The sequence below is a fragment of the Acidovorax sp. NO-1 genome (genome assembly GCF_000238595.1).
Taxonomy (GTDB): domain Bacteria; phylum Pseudomonadota; class Gammaproteobacteria; order Burkholderiales; family Burkholderiaceae_C; genus Acidovorax.
On sequence record NZ_AGTS01000145.1, the window covers coordinates 135,138 to 145,757 of the forward strand.

At 65.6% G+C, this 10,620-nt stretch carries 10 protein-coding genes; 3 read left to right on the forward strand and 7 right to left on the reverse strand.

The features are described from left to right. Positions 1-139 precede the first annotated feature (139 nt). The 4 genes from KYG_RS21075 to mltG are packed head-to-tail and all read right to left on the reverse strand — an operon-like array spanning position 140 to position 3,204. Positions 140-499, reverse strand: a complete 360-nt coding sequence (locus KYG_RS21075; protein ID WP_008906958.1) for a PilZ domain-containing protein — start codon at positions 497-499, stop codon at positions 140-142. Between the two features lie 16 nt (positions 500-515). Continuing rightward, on the reverse strand, positions 516-1,526 hold the full coding sequence (locus KYG_RS21080) for a hypothetical protein (protein WP_008906959.1): 1,011 nt from the start codon (positions 1,524-1,526) through the stop codon (positions 516-518). Further along, a complete protein-coding gene (tmk, locus tag KYG_RS21085) occupies positions 1,523-2,200 on the reverse strand; it encodes a dTMP kinase (RefSeq protein ID WP_008906960.1) in 678 nt (225 codons plus the stop codon). Before tmk ends, KYG_RS21080 begins: the two co-directional genes overlap by 4 nt. Before the next feature lie 17 nt (positions 2,201-2,217). Further along, positions 2,218-3,204: an endolytic transglycosylase MltG gene (gene mltG, locus KYG_RS21090; protein WP_008906961.1), complete on the reverse strand. Its 987-nt coding sequence runs from the start codon at positions 3,202-3,204 to the stop codon at positions 2,218-2,220. A gap of 45 nt (positions 3,205-3,249) precedes the next feature. On the opposite strand from mltG, the gene KYG_RS21095 reads away from it, so the two are divergent. Continuing rightward, positions 3,250-4,167 (forward strand): folate-binding protein YgfZ, encoded by a 918-nt coding sequence (locus KYG_RS21095; RefSeq protein WP_008906962.1) that lies wholly within the window; start codon positions 3,250-3,252, stop codon positions 4,165-4,167. Between the two features lie 61 nt (positions 4,168-4,228). On the opposite strand, the gene KYG_RS21100 is transcribed toward KYG_RS21095, so the two are convergent. From KYG_RS21100 to KYG_RS24890, 3 genes are all read right to left on the reverse strand, one after another. Continuing rightward, positions 4,229-5,086: a YbgC/FadM family acyl-CoA thioesterase gene (locus KYG_RS21100; RefSeq protein ID WP_008906963.1), complete on the reverse strand. Its 858-nt coding sequence runs from the start codon at positions 5,084-5,086 to the stop codon at positions 4,229-4,231. 11 nt (positions 5,087-5,097) lie between these two features. After that, entirely contained in the window at positions 5,098-6,018 is a 921-nt protein-coding gene (locus KYG_RS21105; protein WP_192810340.1) for an alpha/beta hydrolase, read from the reverse strand. 104 nt (positions 6,019-6,122) lie between these two features. Beyond that, positions 6,123-6,281, reverse strand: a complete 159-nt coding sequence (locus KYG_RS24890) for a hypothetical protein (protein WP_008906965.1) — start codon at positions 6,279-6,281, stop codon at positions 6,123-6,125. Positions 6,282-6,383: 102 nt separating this feature from the next. Here KYG_RS24890 and KYG_RS21110 point away from each other — a divergent pair, with 102 nt between their 5' ends. Continuing rightward, the gene (locus tag KYG_RS21110) at positions 6,384-7,520 is read left to right on the forward strand and encodes an iron-containing alcohol dehydrogenase (RefSeq protein WP_008906966.1); all 1,137 of its coding nucleotides are present in this window, start codon (positions 6,384-6,386) and stop codon (positions 7,518-7,520) included. A 227-nt stretch (positions 7,521-7,747) separates the two neighbouring features. Continuing rightward, positions 7,748-10,555 (forward strand): EAL domain-containing protein, encoded by a 2,808-nt coding sequence (locus KYG_RS21115; RefSeq protein ID WP_008906967.1) that lies wholly within the window; start codon positions 7,748-7,750, stop codon positions 10,553-10,555. The last annotated feature ends 65 nt before the right edge of the window (positions 10,556-10,620 follow it).

Below are 10,620 nucleotides of genomic sequence, written 5' to 3' on the forward strand. Positions count from 1 at the left end.
AATCGATTGTGAGTGCTGCGGCGTATCGTCAGTTCCGGCGCAAGGCCCGGGTGAAGATACGCCATTCGCCCGATCGTCCGGGCCACCCATGAAAAATGCCGACCCGCCTGCGCGGGTCGGCACCGATGCGGAGCCGGGCTCAGATGGTCTGGGTTGGCCGGTCAGACCCGAGCGATGTCCCGAGCAGCTCCTCAATCTTGGCCTTGAGCTGGCGCGACTTTTCGTCCTTGGGAAACTGGATGCCCACACCCTGCGTGCGATTGCCCGCAGCGCGCGCCGGAGTCACCCAGGCCACACGGCCGGCGACCGGATAGCGTTGCGTGTCGTCCGGCAGAGTCAGCAATACATAAACATCATCGCCCAGCTTGTAGTCCCGCTGGGTAGGCACAAAAATGCCCCCTTCAGAGAAAAAGGGAATGTAGGCTGCGTACAAGGCCCCCTTTTCCTTGATGGCCAGCTGCATGACGCTGGGGCGGGGGGCGGTGGATGGACTGCTCATGAATAAATGGTACGGCTCAGTGCCTTGAGTGTAGGGTGTTTCGCGCCTGGGCGACAAGGGCTTCCAGCATGAGACCCGCATTGAAAGGATGGTCTGCGGTACGTGCTTCCCTGGCCAACGCGCGCGACCAGCGTGTCAAGGCACCCAACGACGGCAGAACCTTGGGCAGATCTGCAGCCGCGAAGTAGCGCGGCGCTGCGCCCACGCTGGCAGCCAGAAGGTCATGGCAAAGTTTCTGCAGCGCATCGATCACCTGCGCGGGCGACCAGTCTCCCAGCGCCGTCACGTCACCCCTGGCTACCGCCTGCGGCAGGGACGACCAGGCTTGCGGGCTGCGACCTGAGCGCGCCAGGGCCAGTGCATCTTCAGGCCGCCCGCCTGCGGCACGCAGGAAGGCCGCCGCAGGCTCCGCTTCAATGCCCTGCCCTTGCAGCCACTGCAGCATCTGGTCGGTGGCGGGCCAGACCATGGTATGGCCCAGACAGCGGCTGCGGATGGTGGGCAGCAGCTGGTGCGCCGCCTCGCTCGCCAGCACAAAGCGCACGTCGCCCGGCGGCTCTTCCAGGGTCTTGAGCAGCGCGTTCGCCGTGACATGGTTCATCTGCTCGGCCGGGTACACCAGCACTGCCTTGCCCTTGCCACGCGCTGAGGTGCGCTGCGAGAACTCCACCGCATCGCGCATCGCCTCCACCCGGATCTCGCGGCTGGGCTTGCGCTTCTTGTCGTCGATGTCCGCCTGGGCTTTTTCTGACAGGGGCCAGCCCAGGGCCATCATCTGCACCTCCGGCATCAGTACACACAGGTCGGCGTGGGTGCGCACATCAATGGCGTGACAACTTGTGCACTTGCCGCACGCGCCCTGCGCTGTGGGTGCATCGCACAACCAGGCGCGCACCAGCTCCAGCCCCAGGGCGTACTGCCCCAGGCCCGACGGGCCCTGCAGCAGCCAGGCATGGCCCCGCTGGGCGAGCAGGCTGGTGCGCTGCGCGGCAATCCAGGGGGCCAATGCAACGGCCGGCTCGCTCATCGCGGGCCTCCTTGTGCAGCCACCATGATCGCCAGCCAGCCTTTGCGTACGAACACGCTGGTGAGCTGCTGCCACACGCGGTGGCGGTCTTGTGCAGCATCAAGCCGCGCAAACCGCTGCGGCGCAGCAGCGGCCCGGTCGGCATAGCCTTGGGCCACGCGGCGAAAGAACTCCACCGGCTGGGCTTCGAAACGGTCAGGCACGCGCGCGCCGGCCAGGCGCCCGGCCGCCACCTCGGGGGCCAGGTCAAACCACACCGTCAAATCCGGTTCACGCATCATATTGGCCTCTGGCGCAAGCCCAGTCTGCGCAAGACGCTCCAGTATTGATAGCACTTCAAGATCAAAACCACGCCCCGCACCCTGGTAGGCAAACGTGGCATCGGTGAAGCGGTCGCACAGCACGACATCGCCCCGCGCCAGAGCGGGCTCGATCACGTTGCGCAGGTGGTCACGTCGGGCGGCGAAGATCAGCAAGGACTCGGTGAGCGCATCCATCGGGTCGTTGAGGACCATCTCGCGCAGCTTTTCCGCCAGCGGCGTACCGCCCGGCTCACGGCTGACGGTGACAGATCGACCCTGCGTCCGAAAAGCTGCAGCCAGCCCCTCGATGTGCGAGGACTTGCCTGCGCCGTCGATACCTTCAAAGGTGATGAACAAACCGGGTCGTGACATGGATGTCCTGCTTGAATCTACTGCTGCCCGCGCTGGTAGCGGTTCACCGCACGGTTGTGCTCGTCCAGTGACTCGCTGAAATGGCTGGTGCCGTCGCCCCTGGCCACAAAATAGAGAGCGCGGGTGGCTTGCGGCTGCACCGCAGCCAGCAGCGAAGCCTTGCCAGGCATGGATATCGGGGTGGGGGGCAGGCCAGCACGGGTGTAGGTGTTCCACGGCGTGTCGGTCTGCAGGTCGCGGCGGCGCAGGTTGCCGTCAAACTTCTCGCCCAGGCCGTAGATCACCGTGGGGTCGGTCTGCAGCAGCATGCCAATGCGCAGGCGGTTGGCAAACACGCCCGCGATCTGGCCCCGGTCGCTGGCCTTGCCCGTTTCCTTTTCGACGATGCTGGCCAGAATCAGCGCGTCGTCGGCCGACTTCAGGGGGGAGTCCGCAGCGCGCTGTGCCCAGGCGGCTTCGAGACGCCGGTCCATGGCATGCATGGCACGGCGCAACAGGGCGATGTCGCTGGAACCCTTCGCGAAGGTGTAGGTATCGGGAAAAAACCGCCCTTCCGGGTGCACACCGGGGCGGCCGAGCTGCGCCATCAGGGCTTCATCGCTCAGGTTGGCCAGTTCGCGCTTGAGCTGATCTTCGCGGGCCAGCGCCTGGCGCACCTGGCGCCAGTTCCAGCCCTCTACCAGCGTGATGGCGCGCAGGCTCTCTTCGCCGCGCACCAGCTTTTGCAGCAGGCTGCGGGGGGTGGTGCCGGGGGGGATTTCGTAGTTGCCGGCCTTGATGGCGCGGTCCTGGCCCGAGAAGCGGAACCACGCATAAAGCATGCGCGCATCCACCCGCGCGCCGGACGCCACCACGTCGCGCGCAACACCGCGCGGCGTCGTGCCGGGCTCAATGGCGAGCTCCAGCGGCTCGCCCGCTGCAACGATGGGCTGGTGCAGCCACCAGAAGGCAGCGCCGCCGGAGCCGATGACCAACAATGCGATCAGAACCAGAAAACGTCTCACAACCCTGCTGCCTGTATGAATGGGACCGGGCATCATAATTCAGCGATGACCTACTCCCTGAACGGCATTGCCCCCCTCTCCCACCTGGGCGTCATTCGCGTGGAAGGCGAAGACGCTGCCAAATTTCTGCACGGCCAGCTCACGCAGGATTTCGCCCTGCTGGGCATGGACGAGGCCCGCCTGGCGGCCTTTCTGTCGGCCAAAGGCCGCATGCAGGCCAGCTTCATCGGCTTCAAGCGCAGCGCCACCGAGGTACTGCTGGTCTGCAGCCGCGACCTTCTGCCCGCTGTGCTCAAACGGCTGTCCATGTTTGTGCTGCGTGCCAAGGCCAGGCTAACCGATGCCACGGCGGACTATTCGCTGTACGGCGTTGCCGGAGATGCCATCAACGCCGTGGCGGGCGGCGCACACGCTGCCTGGCACAAGGCCGATGCAGGCCCTGCGAGTGTGGTGCACCTGTACCCCGCAGATGGCCAACCGCGCGCGCTCTGGGTGGCACCCACGTCCGAACCAGCGCCCGCGGGCCCAGCGCTGGATGCATCGTTGTGGCTCTGGAGCGAAGTGCGAAGCGGCGTGGCCACCCTGACGACGCCGGTGGTCGAAGCATTTGTCCCGCAGATGCTCAACTACGAATCGGTGGGCGGTGTGAATTTCAAGAAGGGCTGCTACCCCGGCCAGGAGGTGGTGGCGCGCAGCCAGTTCCGGGGCACGCTCAAGCGCCGCGCCTACGTGGCCCACGCTGCGGCGGCCGTGGAGGTGGGGGCCGAGGTGTTCAGCACCTCAGACCCTGACCAGCCCTGCGGCACCGTGGTGCAGGCGGCACCTGCACCGGACGGCGGCTTTGATGCCATTGTCTCGCTCCAGATCGCTGCGGCCCAGGAGCAGAGCCTGCAAGTGGGCGCCCCCGCCGGTGTCCCCCTTGCCCTGCTACCCCTGCCCTATCCGTTGCTGGAAGATATTTAAGCCAAAATGGTCTTCAGCGCTTACTGGTAAAGCGCTAGCAGCTATGTTTTCAGGAGCAATACTACAGCTGTCGCGACATCGCGATGTGCGCAATACCAGCCTCTTCCCACGGGTCGCCCGCTGCGGCAAACCCGGCGCGGCGGTAGAAGCCCTCGGCGCTGCGCTGGGCGTGCAGCTGCACCTCGGTATCGCCCCGGGCACGCGCGGCGGCGACCAGGGCCTCCAGCAGTTCCCGCCCCCACTGGGCACCGCGCACTGAACGGTCTACAGCCATCCGTCCGATGCGCGCCACACCGGGCGCCTGCTGCAGCAGACGCCCTGTGGCCACGGGCATGCCCAGGCGGTTGTAGACGACCGCGTGTCTGGCGGTCGCATCCAGCGCATCGGCCTCGATGTCGGGCGCAATGCCCTGTTCACGCACGAACACCTCTGTGCGCAACCGGCTCGCATCCCGGCCCAGGGCGTTCCAGTCGCCCGTCTTGACTTCAGCCATCTCGGCGCCCGCTTCGAAGCTCTCAAAAATGGCCCGCAGCGCGGGGGGCACGGGGCGCGAGGTTTGCGTGGCCGGGTCGGCAAAAACGTAAATCAGCTCGCCGGACACCAGCAACTGATCGCCCGCGAAGATACCCGCCTGGAACAGGCTGGACGAAGTGCCCACCCGGGCGCAGCGCAGCCCTACGTCCAGGGTATCGTCCAGCCGCGCCGAGGCGTGGTATTCCACGGTGGCTTTCTTGACGTACATCTCGCCGCCCAGGGTCTGCATCCCCGCTTCGTAGGGCAATGCCAGCGCACGCCAGTAATCGCTCATGGCCGTGTCGATGTACATGAGGTAGTGGGCATTGAAGACGATCTTTTGCATGTCCACTTCGGCCCAGCGCACGCGCAGGCGGTGGAAACAGCGGAAATCAGTGCGTTGCATGGTTTTCTTTCTCACTCCATTTGAAATGCCTGGCGCAGCGCACGGGCGGCGTCTGCGTGGGCCTTGCGCGCTTCGGGAATGGCGCGCCCCATCTTGATGAACTCGTGGGTGACACCGCGGTAAATATCGAGATCAACGGGCACACCCGCCAGCCGCAGCTTGTCGGCGTAATCGATGCCCTCATCCACCAGGGGGTCGCATTCGGCCAGGCCGATCCAGGCCGGCGCAACGCCCTCCACGTCCGGCGCCAGTAGAGGCGCAAAACGCCAGTCTTCGCGTTCCTCTCGCGTGGTCACATAGTTCCCGAAGAACCAGCTGATGGCGGGCTCCTCTAGCACCAGTCCCCGCGCGAAGGTCGCGTGGGAAGGCGTGTCCTGGTGCGCTGCGCACCCGGGGTAAATCAGCAGCTGCAGTGCCAGGGGCAGGTTCGCATCGCGTGCCAGGATGGCATTGACCGCCGCCAGCGTGCCGCCCGCGCTGTCGCCCCCTACGGCAAGGCACTGCGGGTCTGCACCCAGGCTTGCGGCGTTGGCGGCAAGCCATAGCAGCGCATCCCACGCATCGTTGCTGGCCGTGGGAAAGCGGTGCTCCGGCGCCAGCCGGTAGTCCAGCGACACCACCATGCAGTGGCCCAATCGCGCCAGTTCACGGCACAGGATGTCATGTGTGGCAATGCTGCCAATGGTGAATCCCCCGCCGTGGGTGTAGAGCAGTAACGGCAGCCCCGTGTCGGTGGTGGGGGCATACAACCTCGCAGGCAGCGCGTGGCCGTCGCGGGCAGGAATGTGGAAGTCTTGCACGCGCGCCAGAGGCGCCTTGGGCACTTCGAGCACGTCGGCGCCCGCCTGGTAAGCGATACGCGCATCGTGCGGGCTGCGGGTGTGCAGCGGGGGATGCCCCGCACGCGCCATGCGTTCGAGCACGCTGCGCATCTGGGGGGTGAGACGGGTGTGGTGGATGTGCAGGTCGGTCAAGGGTCAAAGTCTCGGCAATTGAAAGGCTTTGGCCCGCAGGGCGCGGGCCGGCACGCACAGCGCTACGTGAAAGAAAGGGGCTCGGTCGCCTTGCCCCGCAGGAGCGGCGAGAAGGTCTCCACAAGGCCTGCGGCCGTCGCATCTTTCAGGCAATGCGCCTGCGCCTTTGTCGCAAATGCGACGACTAACAGGGCCGCCGTCAGGGTTTGCTTCGTTTTCACCCGTGTCTCCTGCTTATAAAGTGGGCTGTCGACATGTTCTCTTCTGTACGCCCGCGGGCTATCGTAAACGCTGGCACTTTCATTCACACATCCTGTTGCACCATGGCTTTCATCTACTACGTCACCCAGATCCAGTTTGAATTCGGCGCGGTCAAGCTGCTCAAGCAGGAATGCGAACGCGTAGGCATCACGCGCCCGCTGGTGGTGACGGACCCTGGCGTGAAAGCCGCTGGCGTGTTACAGAAGGCGCTGGATGCACTGCCCGGCCTGACCGTAGCGGTGTTCGACCAGACGCCGTCCAACCCCACCGAAGCTGCCGTGCGCGCAGCAGTAGAGATGTACAAAACCCAGGGCTGCGACGGACTGATCGCCGTGGGCGGCGGCTCGGCCATCGACTGCGCAAAGGGCATTGCCATTGCCGCAACGCACGAGGGCCCGCTCACCCACTACGCCACCATTGAAGGCGGCTCGCCGCGCATCACCGAGCGCGCCGCACCGCTGATCGCCGTGCCCACCACCAGCGGCACGGGCAGCGAGGTGGCACGCGGCGCCATCATCATCGTGGATGACCACCGCAAGCTCGGCTTTCATTCGTGGAACCTGGTGCCCAAGACGGCCATCTGCGACCCGGAACTCACGCTGGGCCTGCCGCCCATGCTGACGGCAGCCACCGGCATGGATGCAATTGCGCACTGCATGGAAACCTTCATGTCGGCCGCGTTCAACCCGCCAGCCGACGGCATTGCACTGGACGGCCTCACGCGCGGCTGGGCCCACATCGCACAAGCCACCCAAAATGGCAGCGACCGCGACGCACGCCTGCACATGATGAGCGCCAGCATGCAGGGCGCGATGGCCTTCCAGAAGGGCCTGGGCGCGGTGCATTCGCTGAGCCACAGCCTGGGCGGCGTGAACCCGCGCCTGCACCATGGCACTCTCAACGCGATGTTCCTGCCCGCTGTCATCCGCTTCAATGCAGCGGCCGAATCCGTACAAAAAGAAAAGCGCCTGGAGCGCATGGCGCACGCCATGGGGCTGGGCAGTGCGGGCGACATCCCCGAAGCCATCCGGGACATGAATGCGCGCCTGGGCCTGCCCACCGGTCTGGCCGCCATGGGCGTGACTGAAGCGATGTTCGACGACATCATCAGGGGCGCCATGGCCGATCATTGCCACAAGACCAATCCCCGCGTCGCCACGCCGCAGGAATACCGGGACATCCTCAGCCAGTCGCTGTAGTACCCCCACTCGTAGCCGCCGCCAACGACCCTGCGTGTGGTTGGCGGCGGCTGCGCGCAAACCTGGCGCGCATTCCATTGCCGCCCATACCGTCGGTGGCCGACCGGGCCGCAAAAAACCCCCACCCGGCTCAAGGCCGTGGCGCGCAACGCGCTAGACTCCGCCACACAATAATTAATTAATTAAACAAATTCTTACCCTGGGGTGGGGGGGAAGGGCGGCCGTTCATGCGCATCGGAAAACTCAGCACGTGGCTCCTGCGGGGTACCTATCCCCGGCTCTATGGCGCCATCGTGCTCATCATCCTTTTGGTCAGTGCTGTGCGCTATCACTACCTGGTCGCCACGGAGACCGACGAAGTCCGTCGCCACGCCAGCAGCGAACTGCGCCGTGTGGGCGATGCCCTAATGCCATCGCTGGCAGACCTTCCACCTTCAGACAACGCAGCACGAGATCGGCTTCTGAACGACGCACTGGTGCGGTTTGGCCCGGTTGTTGAATCGCTGTCCTGGCAGCTGCCGGGCGCACCCGCCAGCGTGGCTACGGTGCCGCGATCACTCCCGGCAGCACCCGACTGGTTCACCGGCTGGGTAGACATCGATCCGCCCACCCAGCAGTTCGGGCACGGCCTGCCCGGCGGTCAATCGGCGCGCCTCACCGTGACGTTGCAGGCCGCGCCACTGATCAACCAGGTGTGGAAAACCGTGGTGGTCCAGGGGCGCATCTCCGCGATCAATATCTTCACCATCCTGTTTCTGCTCACGCTGCTGCTGCGCGCCAATGCGCGCACATTGCGCCGCCTGACCGAGGCGACCGACGCTTTCCGCCAGGGCCGCCTGGACACGCGTATGCAAATGACCGGCACGCTGGAGTCGCGGGCGATGGCCGCCGCGTTCAACGACATGGCGGGCAAAATCCAGTCTCTGGTCCTGTCGCTGCGTGAAACCCAGCAGCAGCAAAGCGAGCAACTGCACTTCACCCGCCAACTGATTGATGCCCTGCCGCTGCCGGTATTTGTGCGCGATGCCGATGGCGCCTACCTGGACGTCAACCGCGCCTGGAAGCAGCTGTTCCATGTGCCCGCGGGTCCGGGCAATGCGCAATCGTCCAGCATGGCCTATCCGCCGGAGCTCTCGCCTGAACGCTCTTCGCAGATCGCCCAGGCGCAGGACAACGAAATCCGCATCTACCCGCCGCACCAGCAGGCCCCCAGGGACATGGCGTATTTCGAGGCGCCGTTTACCACCACGCGGGGCAAGCTGGGCGGCACGATCAGCACCCTGGTCGACGTGACCGACCGCAAGCGGGCCCAGGAGGCCCTGCGCGCCGAAAAGGAACGGGCTGAAGTCACCCTGGCTTCCATCGGCGACGGCGTCATCACCACCGACCTCCATGGGCGTATCGAAACCATCAACGAGGCCGCCCAGCTCATGACCGGTTTCACCGCCGACCAGGCCCTGGGACGGCAGCTCGACGATGTCTTTCGCCTCCACGAAGACCAGGGCAGCCTGAGCGCCAGCGCCATGGCGGGGCGCGACACCGTGACCGGCGCCCTGCAGCCGACCACCCACGAAGTGCTGATCCACCGGTCCGGCGAGCGCTATGCGATCGAATACACGGCATCAGCGATCCGCAAGGGCACCAGCGAAGCCGTGGGCTGTGTGCTGGTTTTCCGCGACGTCACCGAAACCCGCAACCTGCGCCACCAGATCTCGTGGCACGCCCGGCATGACGCGCTCACAGGCCTCTATAACCGGGCCGCACTGGCCGAGCGCCTGACCCATGCCATTTTCGTGGCGCGTCAACAGGGTTCGCTGCTGGCGGTTTGCATGCTGGACATCGACCACTTCCAGGTGGTCAATGACACCCACGGCAACCGCGTGGGAGACCGCCTGCTCAAGGAAACCGCGCGACGACTGGAGGCCTTCCTCTCGCCGCCGGATGTGACCGCCCGGATGGGGGGCGACGAATTCGTGCTGCTGCTCGGCGCACTGCCCGACGTGGCCGCCGTCGAGGCGCGCGTGGCCATGCTGATGGAACAGCTCGCCGCCCCCTATGCCATCGACGACCGACTTCTGCACACCACGGTGAGCGTGGGCATTGCCGTGTTTCCGCAGGACGACGCCAACCCCGACACCCTGCTGCGCCACGCCGACCAGGCCATGTGCCAGGCCAAGAGCTTTGGCCGCAACCAGCTGCACGTGTTCGATGTGCAGCACGACCACGCCGTACAAACCCAGCACACCCGCCAGACGGGCGTGGCGCGCGCACTGCACGCCGGCGAGCTGGTGCTGCACTACCAACCCAAAGTCAACCTGCGCACCGGCGAGATCCTGGGCCTTGAAGCCCTGCTGCGCTGGCAGCACCCCGAGCATGGTCTGGTGGGGCCGCAGCACGTATTGCCGCTGATCGAGGACGTAGAACTCCAGGTGGAGCTGGGCGAATGGGTTCTGCGCCAAGCCCTTGCCCAGATGCGGCAGTGGACCGATGCAGGCATGCTCTGGGAGGTCAGCGTGAACATCGCCGCCACGCACTTTCACAAGGTCAACTTTGTGGAACGGCTCAAGGACATCCTGCAGACCTGCCCCGAAGTCTCGCCGTCCCGGCTGGAACTGGAAATCCTGGAATCCGCCGCCCTGCAGGACATGCAGTACATGCGCCACATGATGCAAAGCTGCCAGGCGCTTGGAGTCCGGTTTGCCCTGGATGACTTCGGCACCGGCTATTCATCGCTTTCTTACCTCAAGCGCCTGCGGGCGGACACGATCAAGATCGACCAGACTTTCGTGCAGGGCATTCTGGAAGACGGGGACGATCTCACGCTGGTCAGCGCCATCATCGCGCTGGCGGGAGCCTTCGGGCGGCATGTGGTGGCTGAGGGCGTGGAGACACCCCAGCAAGCCGCGAAGCTGCTGGATCTCGGCTGCGAGCGCGCGCAGGGGTTCGGGATTGCCCGACCCATGCCAGCGCACGAGGTGCTGGCGTGGGCAGCGCGTCATGCGGCGCAGCGGGGACCAAGCCGAGTCCTGTCATAGATGTGATCAACGCCAGGGCCATCCGCCCCACTACCAACGCTCCACCTGCGACGTTCAAGCGTTAA

Bases quoted from the DNA above. Each gene is read 5' to 3' on its own strand.
- KYG_RS21095 (WP_008906962.1), top strand. From the start codon at position 3,250: ATGACCTACTCCCTGAACGGCATTGCCCCCCTCTCCCACCTGGGCGTC.
- tmk (WP_008906960.1), bottom strand. From the start codon at position 2,200: ATGTCACGACCCGGTTTGTTCATCACCTTTGAAGGTATCGACGGCGCA.
- KYG_RS21110 (WP_008906966.1), top strand. From the start codon at position 6,384: ATGGCTTTCATCTACTACGTCACCCAGATCCAGTTTGAATTCGGCGCG.
- KYG_RS21105 (WP_192810340.1), bottom strand. From the start codon at position 6,018: ATGCGCAGCGTGCTCGAACGCATGGCGCGTGCGGGGCATCCCCCGCTG.
- KYG_RS21100 (WP_008906963.1), bottom strand. From the start codon at position 5,086: ATGCAACGCACTGATTTCCGCTGTTTCCACCGCCTGCGCGTGCGCTGG.
- KYG_RS21080 (WP_008906959.1), bottom strand. From the start codon at position 1,526: ATGAGCGAGCCGGCCGTTGCATTGGCCCCCTGGATTGCCGCGCAGCGC.
- KYG_RS21115 (WP_008906967.1), top strand. From the start codon at position 7,748: ATGCGCATCGGAAAACTCAGCACGTGGCTCCTGCGGGGTACCTATCCC.
- KYG_RS21075 (WP_008906958.1), bottom strand. From the start codon at position 499: ATGAGCAGTCCATCCACCGCCCCCCGCCCCAGCGTCATGCAGCTGGCC.